The 15,205-nt window shown below is 54.8% G+C and carries 15 protein-coding genes (1 of these 15 running past the window's edge); 9 read left to right on the top strand and 6 right to left on the bottom strand.

All coding sequences use genetic code 11. The features are described from left to right. Positions 1 to 166 precede the first annotated feature (166 nt). The 4 genes from acnA (at position 167) to BS29_RS15415 (ending at position 4,747) form a co-directional block, all read left to right on the top strand. Complete coding sequence (gene acnA / locus BS29_RS15430) at positions 167 to 2,845, top strand: aconitate hydratase AcnA (protein WP_229954521.1); 2,679 nt, start codon at positions 167 to 169, stop codon at positions 2,843 to 2,845. Positions 2,846 to 2,889: 44 nt separating this feature from the next. Further along, positions 2,890 to 3,543, top strand: coding sequence for a carboxymuconolactone decarboxylase family protein (locus tag BS29_RS15425; protein WP_229954520.1), 654 nt, complete (start codon positions 2,890 to 2,892; stop codon positions 3,541 to 3,543). Next, on the top strand, positions 3,540 to 4,076 hold the full coding sequence (locus tag BS29_RS15420; RefSeq protein WP_229954519.1) for a VOC family protein: 537 nt from the start codon (positions 3,540 to 3,542) through the stop codon (positions 4,074 to 4,076). Before BS29_RS15425 ends, BS29_RS15420 begins: the two co-directional genes overlap by 4 nt. 251 nt (positions 4,077 to 4,327) lie before the next feature. Continuing rightward, entirely contained in the window at positions 4,328 to 4,747 is a 420-nt protein-coding gene (locus BS29_RS15415) for a hypothetical protein (RefSeq protein ID WP_229954518.1), read from the top strand. An 89-nt stretch (positions 4,748 to 4,836) separates the two neighbouring features. Here BS29_RS15415 and BS29_RS15410 read toward each other — a convergent pair whose 3' ends face one another. Next, the gene (locus BS29_RS15410) at positions 4,837 to 5,607 is read right to left on the bottom strand and encodes a sulfite exporter TauE/SafE family protein (protein WP_229954517.1); all 771 of its coding nucleotides are present in this window, start codon (positions 5,605 to 5,607) and stop codon (positions 4,837 to 4,839) included. 70 nt (positions 5,608 to 5,677) lie between these two features. Next, positions 5,678 to 6,316, bottom strand: a complete 639-nt coding sequence (locus tag BS29_RS15405; protein WP_229954516.1) for a TetR family transcriptional regulator — start codon at positions 6,314 to 6,316, stop codon at positions 5,678 to 5,680. A gap of 157 nt (positions 6,317 to 6,473) precedes the next feature. Here BS29_RS15405 and BS29_RS15400 point away from each other — a divergent pair, with 157 nt between their 5' ends. From BS29_RS15400 to BS29_RS15390, 3 genes are all read left to right on the top strand, one after another. Beyond that, positions 6,474 to 8,048: a DUF389 domain-containing protein gene (locus tag BS29_RS15400; protein WP_229954515.1), complete on the top strand. Its 1,575-nt coding sequence runs from the start codon at positions 6,474 to 6,476 to the stop codon at positions 8,046 to 8,048. Positions 8,049 to 8,111: 63 nt separating this feature from the next. Then, on the top strand, positions 8,112 to 9,491 hold the full coding sequence (locus BS29_RS15395; protein ID WP_229954514.1) for a DUF4139 domain-containing protein: 1,380 nt from the start codon (positions 8,112 to 8,114) through the stop codon (positions 9,489 to 9,491). A gap of 9 nt (positions 9,492 to 9,500) precedes the next feature. Next, entirely contained in the window at positions 9,501 to 11,078 is a 1,578-nt protein-coding gene (locus tag BS29_RS15390; RefSeq protein WP_229954513.1) for a DUF4139 domain-containing protein, read from the top strand. Between the two features lie 198 nt (positions 11,079 to 11,276). Here the strand turns inward: BS29_RS15390 and BS29_RS15385 are convergent, their stop codons facing one another. Beyond that, positions 11,277 to 11,693: an acyl-CoA thioesterase gene (locus BS29_RS15385; protein WP_229954512.1), complete on the bottom strand. Its 417-nt coding sequence runs from the start codon at positions 11,691 to 11,693 to the stop codon at positions 11,277 to 11,279. Further along, a complete protein-coding gene (locus tag BS29_RS15380) occupies positions 11,686 to 11,985 on the bottom strand; it encodes a hypothetical protein (RefSeq protein ID WP_229954511.1) in 300 nt (99 codons plus the stop codon). The genes BS29_RS15385 and BS29_RS15380 overlap by 8 nt, the downstream gene beginning before the upstream one ends. 140 nt (positions 11,986 to 12,125) lie before the next feature. On the opposite strand from BS29_RS15380, the gene BS29_RS15375 reads away from it, so the two are divergent. Together BS29_RS15375 and BS29_RS15370 are read left to right on the top strand one after the other, a co-directional pair. Next, positions 12,126 to 12,554 (top strand): CBS domain-containing protein, encoded by a 429-nt coding sequence (locus tag BS29_RS15375; protein WP_229954510.1) that lies wholly within the window; start codon positions 12,126 to 12,128, stop codon positions 12,552 to 12,554. Positions 12,555 to 12,595: 41 nt separating this feature from the next. Beyond that, the gene (locus tag BS29_RS15370; protein ID WP_229954509.1) at positions 12,596 to 13,843 is read left to right on the top strand and encodes an adenylate/guanylate cyclase domain-containing protein; all 1,248 of its coding nucleotides are present in this window, start codon (positions 12,596 to 12,598) and stop codon (positions 13,841 to 13,843) included. On the opposite strand, the gene BS29_RS15365 is transcribed toward BS29_RS15370, so the two are convergent. Then, a complete protein-coding gene (locus BS29_RS15365) occupies positions 13,840 to 14,643 on the bottom strand; it encodes a sugar phosphate isomerase/epimerase family protein (protein ID WP_229954508.1) in 804 nt (267 codons plus the stop codon). The two genes, BS29_RS15370 and BS29_RS15365, sit on opposite strands and share 4 nt — an antisense overlap. A gap of 43 nt (positions 14,644 to 14,686) precedes the next feature. After that, positions 14,687 to 15,205, bottom strand: the 3' end of a protein-coding gene (locus BS29_RS15360) for a lipopolysaccharide biosynthesis protein (protein ID WP_229954507.1). The gene runs 993 nt beyond the window's last position; the window shows 519 of its 1,512 coding nt (coding positions 994-1,512); the start codon falls outside the window, past its right edge — the gene reads right to left on this strand; the stop codon is at positions 14,687 to 14,689.

Here is a 15,205-nt window from a genome sequence, read left to right as displayed (position 1 = left end):
GGTGGGTCGTGATTTTGTTGGTTGTCCGCATTGCACCCCGGCACCCCCTGCGCTAAAGCGCTCCCGAACATCGATTCATTCGCCGGAATTCCTGCTCCCCTTCCGCCTTCGCTGAAGCTTCGGCGGACAGGCCAAACCGGCAAAAAATTAAAATAAGGGACGAAACATGACGACCACCGGACAAGACTCACTCGGCACGCGCGCGACGCTTAATGTTAATGGCACCAGCTATGCCTATTATTCGCTCGCCAAGGCGGCGGCGAAGCTCGGGGATATCGAACGCTTGCCCTATACGTTGAAAGTCCTGCTCGAAAATATGCTGCGCTTTGAAGATGGCGGCCATACGGTGGCGGCCGGGGATGCGCAGGCGGTGGTTGACTGGCAGAAAGAGGCGAAGAGCAGCGCCGAAATTCAATATCGTCCCGCGCGCGTTTTGATGCAGGATTTTACCGGTGTGCCGGCCGTTGTTGACCTCGCGGCGATGCGCGACGGGATTAAATCGCTCGGCGGTGACGCGCAGAAGATCAACCCGCAGGTGCCGGTGCATCTGGTGATTGACCACTCGGTCATGGTCGACGAATTTGGCACGCCGCAGGCTTTCGAAAATAACGTCGCGCTGGAATATCAGCGCAATATGGAGCGCTATGAATTCCTGAAATGGGGATCAAAGGCGTTTGATAACTTTAGCGTTGTGCCTCCCGGAACCGGCATTTGCCACCAGGTGAATCTGGAAAATATTGCGAAGGCCGTCTGGTCGTCCCAGGATCAGAATGGCGATATGGTCGCCTATCCCGACACCTGCGTCGGAACGGACAGCCATACGACGATGATCAACGGCCTGGGCGTGCTCGGCTGGGGCGTGGGCGGGATTGAGGCGGAAGCCGCGATGCTTGGCCAGCCGGTATCGATGCTGATCCCCGAAGTGGTCGGGTTCAAGCTGACCGGCGAGCTGGCCGAGGGCATTACCGCGACCGATCTGGTGCTGACTTGTGTGCAGATGCTGCGCGAAGTGGGCGTGGTCGGGCGCTTTGTGGAATTTTATGGTCCGGGTGTTGCGGCTCTGTCGCTCGCGGATCGCGCGACGATTGCCAATATGGCGCCGGAATATGGTGCGACCTGCGGTTACTTCCCGATTGATGACAAGACGCTGGATTATCTGCGCCTGACCGGTCGCAGCGAAGCGGATATTGCGCTGACCGAGGCCTATGCCAAGGAACAGGGTTTCTGGCGCCATGATGACGAGGTGGAAGCGATCTATACCAAGACGCTGGAGCTGGACATGACCAGTGTTGTGCCGTCGCTGTCGGGGCCGAAGCTGCCGCAACAGCGCGTCTCCATGGCCGATCTCGACGAGGGCTTTAACAAGGATATTGTCGAGGTGTTTAACAGCACCGAGCCTGACAAGCGGGTCGCGGTGGACGGCGCGGATCATGATCTGGGCCACGGCGATGTCACGATTGCGGCGATTACGTCCTGCACCAACACGTCCAACCCGAGCGTGCTGATTGCCGCCGGTCTGGTCGCGCGCAAGGCGCGGGAGCGGGGCTTGCAGCGCAAACCATGGGTGAAGAGTTCGCTGGCGCCCGGATCGCAGGTGGTGACGGATTATCTGGACAAGGCGGGGCTTTCCGAGGATCTCAACTATCTGGGCTTTAATCTGGTCGGCTATGGTTGCACGACCTGTATCGGGAATAGCGGGCCTTTGCCGGCGCCGATTTCCAAGGCGATTAATGACAATGATCTGGTCGCGGCGTCCGTGCTTTCGGGCAACCGGAATTTTGAGGGCCGTGTGTCTCAGGATGTGCGGGCGAACTATCTCGCGTCGCCGCCGCTGGTTGTGGCTTATGCGCTGAAAGGCACGGTGCGTGAGGATATGTACGAAACGCCGATCGGGCAGGGCAGCGATGGCGCGGATGTGTATTTGCGCGATATCTGGCCGACCAATGATGAGGTCAATGCCGCGATGGGTGGGGCCGTGTCGCGCGAGATGTTCGAGAGCCGCTATGCCGATGTCTATAAAGGTGACGCGGCGTGGCAGGATATCGATGTGACCGGCGGCGACACCTATCAGTGGCGTGCGGGGTCTACCTATGTGGCCAATCCGCCATATTTTGAGGGCATGACCATGACGCCGGAGCCTGTGGGGGACATTATTGATGCTAAGACACTGGCATTATTGGGAGATTCGATCACGACCGACCATATCTCGCCGGCCGGTGCGATCAAGGAAGACTCGCCCGCCGGAGAGTATCTGCGCGACCACCAAGTGGCCAAGCAGGACTTCAACAGCTACGGCTCCCGCCGCGGAAATCACGATGTTATGATGCGCGGCACTTTCGCGAACATCCGCATCAAGAACGAAATGGCTGACGGCAAGGAAGGTGGCTACACCAAATATAATGGCGAGATCATGCCCATCTACGACGCCGCCATGCGCCACAAAGCCGACGGCAATGAACTGGTTGTGATTGGCGGAGAACAATACGGTACCGGCTCGTCACGCGACTGGGCTGCGAAAGGCACGAACCTGCTGGGCGTCCGCGCTGTGATTGTTGAGAGCTATGAGCGTATTCACCGGAGCAATCTGGTCGGTATGGGCGTGCTGCCGCTGCAATTTGCCGAGGGCGTTGATCGCAATACGTTGAGCCTGGATGGTAGCGAAAGCTTCACCATCAAGGGTGTCGCGACGCTGGAACCGCGTCAGACGGTGGAAGTTGAAATGACCCGCGCTGATGGCACCACGGCGACATTTAACACGCTCTGCCGGATCGATACCGCCAACGAGATGGAATATTTCCTCAACGGCGGCATCCTGCATTATGTGCTGCGCAATCTGGCGGGCTAGCAAGCCGCAAAATTATGTGCATAGTCGGGGCATAGGAGAAACCCATGCCCCGACTGCGCGAAATGCCGCTTTCCGAAGTCACCGACGAATATGTGTTGGCGCTTTATAAGACGCTGTTCGGAGATCGCGATCCGGTGGCGGAGCCGGGGACAGCCACCGGGACGCCCGGTAATTGGTGGACCGTCTTTGCGCAGGTTCCAGACGCTTTCAAACATACGACTGAAGGTTTTGGTTTTTACCGCTCGCCCAATCGCAAGCTGGATCCGAAACTCCGCGAGCTTGGCCAAATTCGCGCTGGTTATGCCGTTGGCTCACAGTTTGTTTATTCCCAGCATAGCAAGGCGATGCGCTTCGAGGGCTATTCGGAGGAACAGGTCAAGGCAATTCCCAATTGGTCTACGGCGGATTGTTTCGACGAAGTGGAACGTGCTGTTCTCGCCTACACGGATTGCTTGGTATTGGAGCGCGGTCGGGTGCCTGATGGTGTTTTCGACGCGCTGAAGAAGCATCTCAGTGAAGTCGAGATCATCGAGCTGACCTACATTACCTGCACCTATATGATGCACGCGGTGATGAGCCGGGCGCTGCGACTTGAATTTGACGATGTTGATGAGCGGGTGGTTGAAGTGCCCGCGCCAGAAGGGGCAACGGCAGACGTAATGGGTATGGTCGACAAACGGAAGGATGCCAGGACATGAGCTATCACCATCTTGCTTTGGCCGCGAAAGACATGGCCGCGATCCACGAATTTTACGAAGATGTCATGGGATTTGAACTAGTGACGGTTGAAATTGCGCCGGTCATGGGCGGCGGCTGGGGCAAGCATTTTTTCTACCGGATGGACGGTGATGACAGCAAGTTTATCGCTTTTTGGGAATTACACGATGTTCCGGGACAAGAGGATCACGAGTTTGACCTGAACCTTGCAGCCAAAACCCCGCCCGGGACCAATCATATCAGTTTCGGCGTGGACAGCGCTGATCAATTGAACGAACGGCGGCAGCAATGGAACGCCGCAGGCCATGATGTGTTGGAGATCGATCATAACTGGTGCCATTCCATCTACACCCGCGATCCCAATGGCAATATGGTCGAATTTTGCCTGACCACCGGACAATTTGGTGACGCGGAGCGGGAGCGCGCGCTGGCCGCACTGGATGAAAAAGAGATGAAGCCGACACCGCCACCAGCAAAAATGAAGCAGTGGTTGGCATCGGAATATCAGGGCTGAAATTCGAAAGAGTCGGAATTTCGGCCATGCTTTGCAACATATTTTGAAGTAGATTCCGATCACGAATTGGTGATCCGTGGAGCAACCTGACGTGCTTCATAAATGGCTGAATAGCTCAAGAAAATCGAAATGCCGGTTCGCTGCAACAAATGTCCCAAAGACTGCAATGCTACCTTCGGTGTTACGAAAGTCTGTAACCAAAGTCCTGCCATATTCGAACCGTTGAGTAAGACACTTAACGGAGAATAGAAATGTTAAAACTGACTTCGATAGCAATGACGGGACTGCTCGCTTTGGCTGCCGTCGCCCCTGCACAAGCAGCCAATCTTGGTGACAATGCCGCGGTTGCAGAGACTAAAATAGCTGCGGATATCGCCGTCGCATCGCCGGTTTCGACCGACGCATTGCAGGGCAAGGCCGAGAATCGCCGGCACGTTCGGTCACGCGGATTTGGCCATCGGGGCGGCTTTCGTTCGCATGGTCGATTTGGTCATCATCGCGGCCTGCATCATGGCAAATCGCATTTGAAGCATAAGAAGATATTCGGCCATCATAAGGGCTTTGATCGGCGTTTCAGCCGCCACCATGATCGCAGCTTTGGGCATCACCGCCAATTCCGCAAATTTGGCCATTCCAAATTCTATGGCCATCGGACTTTCCGTCACCGGTAAGTCGGCGGAAAGGCCCTTGCACGGGGGAATTTAGTGCAAGGGTCGCGGGTCAGGCGGCGTCTTAGTACCCCAAGGCGTCGCCTGATCCCCTAAAAGGCCCTGATCAGTGCCATTGTCGCGGCAATGCCCAGCAGTAGGACAACAACTCCGCGCCACACCGGCTCCGACACGCTACCGAAAAACCGGGAACCCAGATGATTGCCGCCAATCATCAACGGACATGCGAGCAGGCTTAAAACCAATACTTGTTCGTCGATCATGCCGCGCCACAAGGCGACCACTGTTGCCATAGCCGCGGCAGCAAAGAAAATCGTGATCATGGATCCGCGTGCGACAATCGGCGGAACGCCCTTGCGGACAAAATGCAATATGACCGGCGGCCCTGGCATGGCGGCAAAGCCATTGAGCAAGCCCGACAAGCTGCCGACCATGAGGATATGCAGAGGCGATCGGTTCATTTCCGGCGGCCGCTTCATCATGAAGGCGAGAAAGCTGCCAATGGCGATCATCGTGATGGTCAGCCGGGCGAGATCGGCACTGACGATATCCAGCAGCCACAGCCCCGCCGGTGTCAGCAGACAGGATAGAACGGCTATCTTGGTTACCAAGGGACGCTCGATCACGCGTATTGCGCTGCGGATGCCGAACGGTCCGATGATGAGCTGCATCAATATAGCCATGATTACGGCGGTGGTCGGCGCAGCGACCAGGCTGACCAGCGGAACCGCCAGGATGGCATAGCCAAAACCAGTTAATCCCCGGAAAAAGGAGGCGCCAAATACAATCGAGCACACCAGCAGGAACGGCAGTAGTGACAGTCCAGCATGGGCGTTCAGCCAGCTATTGAGCGCGTCAATCATGCCGGCTCCTCGCCGATTTTATGACCAAGGGCAACCGCCTATTTCATCGTGTGCCGCAACCGCCGATGCTTTAACTCGCAATATGGAGTTTCGCCTTTTTCGGCGCATCCTCGCTATGTGCTTTCAGGCCCATGAGGATCGTGTCGATGACCTGATGTAACCGTTCTTCATCAGCAAGGTGCATCATATTCATCATAAGATTCGGGTTGCAAAATGGTTGGACCATCGTGTTCACCAGCGAGACAATCTTGTCGAGCTCTAGCCCTTCAAAATAACCCTCTTCCATCGCTTCCGCGAGAATGATGGCCATATAATGGTCGGTAAGATCGACATATCCGCGGATCACCTCAAAATGCTGGTCACCCAATTCCATATAGGACCGGAACAGATCCGGATCTTCCTCAAAACGGGTCCGTTTGATCAGCAACCGCCGAGCGAAAAACTCGTAGAGTTTTTGTCTGGCCGGCATGTCTGCCTCGATCAAATCTTCGATAATCGTGATTAGCTCGGCAAACCAACGCCCAGCCATGGCCTCGGCCAATTCGTCTTTATTTTCAAAGAAGCGATAGACATTGGATTGGGACATACCCGCTTCGGCTGCCAGATCAGTGATGGTGAAATTAATCGCACCACGTTCGCGGATAATCGCTTCCGCTGTCTGGATCAGTTTTTCTCGACCGGCTTCAATATCGGTTTCGGGACGGGGCATCGGAAGACTCCTGCTTAGCTTCACGTATCTGTAATACATAGATGAGACGGTTTTATGATAAAAGATATTTTTTTTTATTTTTCAATTACCCCGGACGTAATTGGGGCTATGTCTTTTCTATATTGTCGTTGCCGCTGCGGAGGGCTTATAGAAAATCATGACCGAAAAATCGCAAGCGCAGGCAGGTTCGCCTGGATCTGAGCCGGAAAAAGAGCCCGGCCCTTTCGAACCGGTAACCGGCAGTATATTGCTGTTCCGCCGTTGGTGGCGAGTTGTCGTATGTTCCGGCATCGACCAACCAGCAGTAATCGCCAAGGTCAAGGAAGATAGCTTTTTTAACCCGCGCTATGCGTTCATGACCTGTATGTCGGCCGGTATCGCCATATTGGGCCTACTGCTATCTTCTCCTGCGGTTGTGATCGGCGCGATGCTGCTATCCCCGCTCATGGGGCCAATCATGGGCGCTGGTTTTGCACTGGCGATCGGTGACTATGCCTGGTTGAAAGGGAGTGCAAAGGCGCTGGTTCTCGGGACTCTGGTTGCGGTGCTGTTTGCGGCCTTTGTGGTTGCGCTATCGCCATTGCAAACCGTGACCTCGGAAATTGCTTCTCGCACCCGTCCCAATCTATTTGATCTGGCGGTTGCTCTTTTTTCTGCTTTGGCGGGTGCTTATGCAATGATCCGCGGGCGCATGGGAACCATTGTAGGCGTAGCCATTGCGACGGCCTTGATGCCGCCTTTGGCCGTGGTTGGTTTTGGTCTGGCGACGCTCAATATGTCGGTATTCGGCGGATCGCTTCTTTTGTTTTTTACCAACCTGATGACCATCGCCTTGGCCGCTGCTGGAATGGCGCGACTCTATGGTTTTCGTTCCAGCCTGTCTGAACGGCAGTCGCAATTTCAGATTGGCGCCATGGTAGTAATATTTATAGGGCTCGCCATACCCCTTGGCTATTCCCTGCAACAGATCGCGTGGGAGGCGAATGTATCGCGTCAGGCCAATGGCTATATCAAGGACCAATTTGGCAGCCGCGCGAGGGTTTCACAAATTGATATCGACTGGGATGCCGAACCGATATTGGTCAGTGCTTCGGTATTCACGCCCAAAATCGTTGGCGATGCCGAGCAGCAAAGCGCTCGTGTTCTAAGCCGCACCTTCAATCGCCCAATCGACGTAGCGATTGAACAATATCGGGTCGAAACCGGAAGTGATGCGGTGAAGGCTGAGCTGACGGCTGCACGTGCGCAGCAGCAGGCACAGGAAGCTGAAATTCGGGTGGTCAAATTGCGCGAAAACCTGGCTTTGGTTGCTGGTGTCCCGGCCGACGATGTCACCATCGATACGACGAAACGTCGCGCTCTTGTTACCGCGAAACCGCTGCAAGGAGCCACGCTCGACACTTACTATGCGTTGGAAAAACGGATTGCCGATCAGGCGCTGGATTGGACGATCGAAATTAAACCTCCGGCGGTGGCGTTGCCGTCGCTAGAAGTCACTGACGGCGCGATCAGCGAAAGATCATCTGCGCAGTTGCCGCTTATCGGTTGGGCTGCAGCGCGCGTTCAATTGCCGCTCGGCGCTTATGGCGCGCCGGAAGACGTTGAGGTTGCCAGAAAGACGCTCTTAGATACGCATGCAACGACAATCAGAACTTCAGGTTTAAGCGATGCTAGCGGGACGGTGCGGCTGCGCTGGCTGTCTCCGCAAGATGCTGAACAAGAAACCGAATAACCGTTTACGCTACATTCATTTTGGCCACGTTAGGCCGTGCGATACGAACGATGGAGAGAGAATATGCGGCTTCTTGCTTTTACCGGTCTGGCGCTGGTTACTTTGGCTACCCCGGCGATCAGCCAGTCCTCTGGTCAGGGCGATATATCGGTCACGATTTACAATAATAATTTGGCGCTGGTGCAGGATACGCGGCGCCTGAATATTCCATCCGGTCGTTCGGTACAGACCTTCCCGGGCGTTTCCGGGCAGATCCGCGCCGAGACCGTCGGTTTTAACGCCGCCAATACGGGGATTGTTGAACAGAATTTTGACTATGACCTGCTGTCTCCGCAGAAATTGATGGAAAAAGCAGTAGGTGAGACAGTCACGATTGTGCGGATTAATCCGGCGACGGGCAAAGAGACGCGCGAACGGGCGAAGGTGCTGGCGGCCAATGGCGGGGTGGTCCTGCAAATCGGCGGACGGATCGAAGTGCTGCGCGATGACCGGCTACCGACGCGGGTGATTTTTGACAAGGTGCCAAACAACCTGCGTGCGCGGCCGACGCTGTCGGTCACGTTGAACAGCACCAGAAGCGGCACACGCCCAGCGCAGCTCAGCTATCTGACCAGCGGCATGGGCTGGAAAGCCGACTATGTCGCCTTGTTCGATGAAAATGCTGGCAAGATGGATGTGCAAGGCTGGGTCACTCTGACTAACAATACGGGCACGACTTTCAACAATGCCAAAACCTTGCTGGTCGCTGGTACGCCGAGCGTGAATGGGCAGCGGAACCGGAGCGGTCGGAATAATATCCGCCGGGCTGGAACTGAATCGGCCAATCGCGAATCGCTCGGTGATTTCTATCTCTATCCCCTGGCCGCGCGTACGACGATTGCCAATGCGCAGACCAAGCAGGTAAGCTTTCTCGACGTGACCGGCGCATCGGCGCAAAAGGCCTATGAATTTACCAACCGCTGGCTCGGCACCCAGAATGAACCGCAAAGCGCGGCGACGGTGTTGCAATTCAGTGCGTCAGCAGATGGCGGCTTGGGTGATGCGTTGCCGGCTGGAACAGTGCGCGTTTATATGAAAGACGCCTCTGGTCAGCCGCAATTTATTGGCGAAAATAGCATTGGCCATACGCCGATGGGATCGGAACTGGGCCTGAAAACCGGCGAGGCTTTTGATGTGAAGGTCAAGCCAACCGTCACCGAAAGGCGGCGTTTGTCTCGGAGCAAGTGGCGCAGCAGCATGTCTTATGAGCTGACCAATGCCCGGTCGACCCCGGTTACCGTGTCGGTGATTCAAGACGGGCTCGACTTTTACTGGAGCGATACCCGCATTGTTAGCGAAAGTATGAAGAGCCAGCGGCGGTCTTCCAATAGCATTGTCTGGAAAGTGCCGGTGCCAGCCAATGGCCGCACTACCGTGACCGCTACCTTTGAGACGCGGTTCTAGAGCATGACCATGCGGACGCTCATCGCGTTCATCCTGTTCGTAGTTGCCGCCCCTGCTACGGCGCAATCGGAATGGGCGCGGCAGGTGGTGACATCCGACGGCCCGTCCTCGGTATCGGTAACGGTCTATCGCGATCCACGGCGCACCGGCGATAATGGCATGAACCTCAACTATCTTGGCGGCTATGCGTTGATTACCGAACAGCGCGCCGTGACGCTGCCTGCCGGTGAAGTTGACCTGCGCTTCGAAGGGGTTGCTGGCGGGATCATTCCCCAATCGGCAATTGTCACTGGCCTGCCCGATGGCGTGATTGAGAAAAACCGCGATGCGGCGCTTCTGTCTCCCTCGGCATTGTTAAATGGCCATTTGGGGCGCGGCGTTACAATCCGTCGGACAAGCGCGGCCACTGGTGGAACCAAAGAATTCGACGCGCAAATCCGTACCGATGCCAGTGGCGGGGTCGTGCTGCAAACGGCAGAGGGGTTTGAAGCGCTGCAATGCACAGGCCTCAATGAAACAATTATCTATCCGGCCATTCCCGAAGGTCTCTCTGCCAAGCCAACCTTGTCCGTCAAAAGCCGGGTGGCGACGCCAACCCGTGCAACTGTAACCTTGTCCTATCTCGCCACCGGATTTGACTGGCAAGCCAATTATGTTGCTGATGTCAGCGCGGACGGCCAGACGATGAATCTGTTTTCATGGGTGACGCTGGCCAATGGCGATGAAACATCGTTCGCCAATGCCCAGACCCAGACGGTGGCAGGACAACCGAATAAGGGCCGTGACAACATCCAGCGTGCGACCGGAGGCGCGATTTCTTTGCGTTGTTGGCCGCAAGCTACGACCAGCGATATACAGCTCAGAAATCGCGCCAAACTTGGTGATCTAAGTAGTTGGCATAGGGATCAACAAGATGTCATTACTGTAACCGCGCAGAGATTGTCTGGTGCGGTAATGGAAATGGCGCCGCCGGCCCCTCCCGTCCAAGCCAAACAGGAAGAACTTGGTGACCTTAAACTCTATCGCATCCCGGTTCCTGTGACCGTGGCATCGCAGAGCCAGAAGCAGGTAGCGATGTTCGAAAAAACCGCGATTCCCTTTGTGCAATTTTATGAAACACAAATTTGGGCAAATGATTATCAGGAAGCCACACCGCTGGTGACGACATTGCGGTTCCAGAACAAGAAACGCGATGGCCTGGGTCTGGCGCTACCCGCTGGCAAATTGGTTGCGTTCAAGGCAGCGGGCGGTGAGCGCCTCTTGCTCGGTGAAGGCGGCGTGGATGACAAGGCAATTGGTGAAGAGGTGGAAGTTAGCATCGGGGAAAGCCCACTCGTTCGCTATCAACTACAAGCGGTGGAAAATTTCGATGATGAAGACAGCCAATGGACCGACATGGTGCTCACCATTACCAATGCATCTCGCAGCGCGGCGCAGGTTGAAATCAAGATTGATCATCAGGACAATGAAGAGCTGCGTAAGACCAGTCAGAAGCTTGGCCGCAAAGACGGTAAGGATTTCTGGAAAGTCACTGTGCCGGCCAATGGTGAACGGGTGCTGACATATCGCGTGGTGCGCATGAAGTGATTGGCCATTGGGGCAGCGCCAGCGAGCTTTCCTACAACCAGATGGCTGTGATATTATCTCGCCAAACTCTCTACCAACGCTCAAAAACAGACGGGCACCCCCGCTGACCGGGATTCAGGCTCTTTTTTAGGCGATTCTGTGTCGAAGCTGTATAAACTCATTCAGAAAAATATCTTCTATTCTGAACAGGGTCGCGAATCAGTCCAGATATTTGGCCTTTGAGCTTTCCGGAATGGAGCGCGGACGATGCTGGTCATCCAGCGCGACAAAGGTGAACAGGCCACTGGTCACGGGCACATGTTCCTCACCGCGATTGCGTTCCGCGACAACATCAATGCGAAGGCTGACCGAGGTATTGCCGATCCGCTCAACCTGCGCATAGACCGAGACAATATCGCGGGTCAAAATAGGCGCGAGAAAGGACATCGCTTCGATTGCCACCGTGGCGGTTGAGCCCTGTGCCACGCGTGCAGCCATGATGCCGCCGGCAATATCCATCTGGGAAAGAACCCAGCCACCGAAGATATGGCCATTATTGTTTAGATCTCTCGGCTGTGGTGCAACGCGCAAAACAGGTTGCAGCTTTATCAGCGCGCTTAATTCTTCTTCACTCATCTGGCGATATATCTTTGCTCACGGGATCGTCGATACAGTCATCATGCCCGGTGCCACTCGACATGAACACCAGCCCCATCAAAGCGGCGGTCAACAGAACGGCAAAACCGACGCCGGCTGCTGCAGCGACATACATATGTATCGAAACCAGTCCATGGAGATAATATAGAAAGCCCAAAGCTGCGACGATGCAAAGGAAGGTCAGCGCTGTCATCCAGCGCATCAGGCGCCAATAACGCGACCAGGCAATGCCAGCATATAGGGGATCATCTAGCTGTGAGGGACCAGGCACGATTTATGACTCCTTTGGATTAGCGCCTCTTTGGACTTTATTGGATTTGCCTTCAAGCCCAACTTCCGCCAAAAATATGCTATGCTATTGCTCTGAGATGGGACTCGATAGCTAATTTTGGAGATGGGGAAAGGGCGCGTATGACAATTCAAGCGATATTACAGGGGCGCGAAGGACCGATTTTCAGCTGCTCGATAGACGATAGTGTTGCCGAAGCCGTTGCTATATTGGCTGAGAAAAGGATCGGTGCACTACCGGTCATGGATGGCGATCGGGTTGCAGGGATTTTTTCTGAACGTGATGTCCTGCGGGGCCTTCAGAAACTGGGCCCGGCAATCATGGACAAGCGTGTCGTGGAAGGCATGACTGCAGACGTCATATCTGTTGACTTGCAAAAAAGTGCGATTGGAGCGCTATCTCTCATGACCAAACGTCGCATACGTCATTTGCCGGTTGTTGAAGGGGGACAGCTTGTCGGCTTCATATCAATCGGTGATCTGGTCAAATATCGAATCGATAAAATCGAAAGCGAAGCGGCGGCAATGCGCAACTATATCCAGACCGCCTGATCTGGCTGACTTCAGAAAGTCGATAGCGGGGGCGAGAATCAATGGGGCTATTCAATCGCTTTGCCGATGCGGCAATTGAAAATCGCTATGTCATCGGTGAACGGGAGGCGCGGCGGACAGCGACCCGGACGCTGATCATTATCGCCATTGGGGTGTTTGTCGCGTTTACAATCTTCAACCCGATGTTTTTTCCGAGCGCAGTGCTGATTATATATAACAGCCTCTCGGCTGTCATGATCCTGACTCTGGTAATTGCTTATTATGTTGTCGGGACTCGCTACTATTTGGAATGGGCGTGGCTTGATTTTCTGATCTTTGTGTTGATGTCGATTGCTGTCGTGATCCTGATGGCATCGCTGGCGCAAACGGAAGACACAACCGGAACGTCTTTCCTCGGCATGGCCGTCATTAATCTGGGCATCGCCTTTGTCTATGCGAGCATTGCTTTCGTTGCCAATGTGCGTTGGTTCCTGGCTTGGGCGGTCAGCGTGATGCTTATATATGTAAGCTATGTCGCGTTGGTCGACATTCCGGTTTTTCCGAAAATATATATGATTGCCAATGTTTCGATTTTCTTGACCTTTGCCCTTTTCGTGAACTGGGACATCGATCGGCGCGCGCGCGATGTCTTTGTTGCCAATCAAGCGCTGGATGCGGAACGGCAAAAGACGGAGCAGCTGCTTTATAATGTGTTGCCGCAGACGGTTGCAAAGCGATTGCGGGCCGGCGAAGCGGTAGCCGATTCCTTTGCCGACGTGTCGGTTATCTTTGTGGACATTGTCGGCTTTTCGCGATTGGCCAAAATATTGTCGCCCGGCCATTTGGTCGAACAGCTCAACAATTTCTTCTCCGTCGCTGATGAATGCGCCGATCGCTATGGCATTGAAAAAGTCAAAACGATCGGTGATGCCTATCTCGCCGTCTCGGGCGGGACCGCCTCGGGCGACCAGGGCGCGCGCGCTGCGATCAATTTTGGACGAGAATTGATTGGTGCGATGCAAGCCCGGGCCGAAGAAAGCGGCGTCGATATAAAATTACGGATAGGCATTCACACCGGGCCAGTGGTCGGCGGCGTGGTAGGATCCAACCGGCTGGCTTATGATTATTGGGGCGACACCATGAATATCGCTAGCCGAATCGAGGGGGCAGCAGACGCCAATGGTATTGCAGTATCCTCAGCCACTTTTTTCGAGTGTGGCGGTGGTTTTGATTTTGATGGTCCCGAGAATCTGATGCTGAAAGGCGTTGGCGATACCGAGATATATCGTCTTAAAATGCAGGATGGTTAGTCGATGGCGATGTCATTGCGACGGAAGAAATCCATGGCGGCAGCCCGAACGGCTTTCGTTCTTTGAACGGCATCGGGGTATCTGTCGCGATAGGCTTTCGAGCGAACCTCTAGGCTCAACGGAATAGCGGACGGGAGCGAGGCTAGAAGATCAGTAAGCGGCAGCTCTCCTTCGCCAGGCGCGCAGCGCAAATCAATGGCGTCTTCCAGATAGCTGTCAAAATCCTTTTTACAGTGCAAATTGCCGTCACATATCTGGCTATAGTTTAATAGGCTTTGATCGACGTCTCTTAAATCGCTCGCGCTATGACCGGCGCGCTGAAAATGCAGGCTGTCAATTAGTACAGAAGCAGCGGAATGATCGCAGCGCGCAACAATGTCCAGCGCTGCACCCAGTGACCGTATCGCGGTGATCATCAGAAACTCGAGCGATACCGTCATATCTGCTGGAGCAGCCCATTCGCATAGTTGATGCAATGCGGCTGCTGTTCGGTCGGGATCGGGTTCGGCGCTGACAACGAGGACATTGGGCGCGCCCAATTCTGCTCCAGCCTCTATTATGATTCGGTGGTCATCGGTTAGCAGGCCGCCTTTGGGTATCCAGATCACTTCGACATCCAGCACGCGGAGGCCATATTGCCTTATCGCCGCTTTGGTGGCTTTGGCTTGCTCTGCTGACCATTTTTCGGGCTCTATAGTAAAGCCAACATGGCTAAAGCCGGATTGCCCGGCTGCTTCTGCGACTTGATCAGGCAGAAACTCGGGCAGGGTGCCTGCGGCCAAAGACAAGATATGTGACATAGAACGGGACTAGCTTGTCGCTCCCTCCACGCAATAGGCGTTTTTATGAGGCGCTTTCTGCCAGGTCTTTTTCAGGCTGTGGAGCCGGGGGCTTTTTGCGCAGCACGAGTGCTAGTATTTCGTGCAAAGTTGGTTTGGCCAAAAACCAAAGCAGTCCGACATAGGATATCCCCCCGATCGCAACCAATATCGCAAACCGGGCATAGACGATCATGTCCGGCAAAAACTGGTCGGCAGCATAAACAACTGCTGCCATGGCGATGGATGCTGACAGGCCGGGCCAGATAGCGTCGCCGAGTTGGCGAGCGCTGATCCCGATATGTTGATAGGACTGGAAGAAGGTGAACAAGGTCAGCAATGGAAAGGCGACTACCCATCCCCAGGCTAGACCAATTGCACCCCATTGCAGACCGATCAAAAATGTGATCGGCATTAATATAGCACCAACAAAAGAAGCGCGGGCGGTAATCTGCGGCTTCCCGACAGCGTTATTGGCTGGTGCAAATAATATCTGCAGTGTCATCACGGGCATTGCCAGGGCCAATATGCTGACAAACGGAGC

It is taken from the genome of Parasphingorhabdus litoris DSM 22379 (assembly GCF_020906275.1).
Taxonomy (GTDB): Bacteria; Pseudomonadota; Alphaproteobacteria; order Sphingomonadales; family Sphingomonadaceae; genus Parasphingorhabdus; species Parasphingorhabdus litoris.
Note: the sequence above shows the minus strand (reverse complement) of the source record. Positions and strands in the feature narration are given on the sequence as shown.

What these genes read in the sequence shown, in the direction of transcription:
- BS29_RS15385 (WP_229954512.1), bottom strand. Translation starts at nt 11,693, where the DNA reads ATGAGTGAAGAAGAATTAAGCGCGCTGATAAAGCTGCAACCTGTTTTG.
- BS29_RS15395 (WP_229954514.1), top strand. Translation starts at nt 8,112, where the DNA reads ATGCGGCTTCTTGCTTTTACCGGTCTGGCGCTGGTTACTTTGGCTACC.
- BS29_RS15400 (WP_229954515.1), top strand. Translation starts at nt 6,474, where the DNA reads ATGACCGAAAAATCGCAAGCGCAGGCAGGTTCGCCTGGATCTGAGCCG.
- BS29_RS15390 (WP_229954513.1), top strand. Translation starts at nt 9,501, where the DNA reads ATGCGGACGCTCATCGCGTTCATCCTGTTCGTAGTTGCCGCCCCTGCT.
- BS29_RS15375 (WP_229954510.1), top strand. Translation starts at nt 12,126, where the DNA reads ATGACAATTCAAGCGATATTACAGGGGCGCGAAGGACCGATTTTCAGC.
- BS29_RS15365 (WP_229954508.1), bottom strand. Translation starts at nt 14,643, where the DNA reads ATGTCACATATCTTGTCTTTGGCCGCAGGCACCCTGCCCGAGTTTCTG.
- BS29_RS15420 (WP_229954519.1), top strand. Translation starts at nt 3,540, where the DNA reads ATGAGCTATCACCATCTTGCTTTGGCCGCGAAAGACATGGCCGCGATC.
- BS29_RS15405 (WP_229954516.1), bottom strand. Translation starts at nt 6,316, where the DNA reads ATGCCCCGTCCCGAAACCGATATTGAAGCCGGTCGAGAAAAACTGATC.
- BS29_RS15425 (WP_229954520.1), top strand. Translation starts at nt 2,890, where the DNA reads ATGCCCCGACTGCGCGAAATGCCGCTTTCCGAAGTCACCGACGAATAT.
- acnA (WP_229954521.1), top strand. Translation starts at nt 167, where the DNA reads ATGACGACCACCGGACAAGACTCACTCGGCACGCGCGCGACGCTTAAT.
- BS29_RS15415 (WP_229954518.1), top strand. Translation starts at nt 4,328, where the DNA reads ATGTTAAAACTGACTTCGATAGCAATGACGGGACTGCTCGCTTTGGCT.
- BS29_RS15410 (WP_229954517.1), bottom strand. Translation starts at nt 5,607, where the DNA reads ATGATTGACGCGCTCAATAGCTGGCTGAACGCCCATGCTGGACTGTCA.
- BS29_RS15370 (WP_229954509.1), top strand. Translation starts at nt 12,596, where the DNA reads ATGGGGCTATTCAATCGCTTTGCCGATGCGGCAATTGAAAATCGCTAT.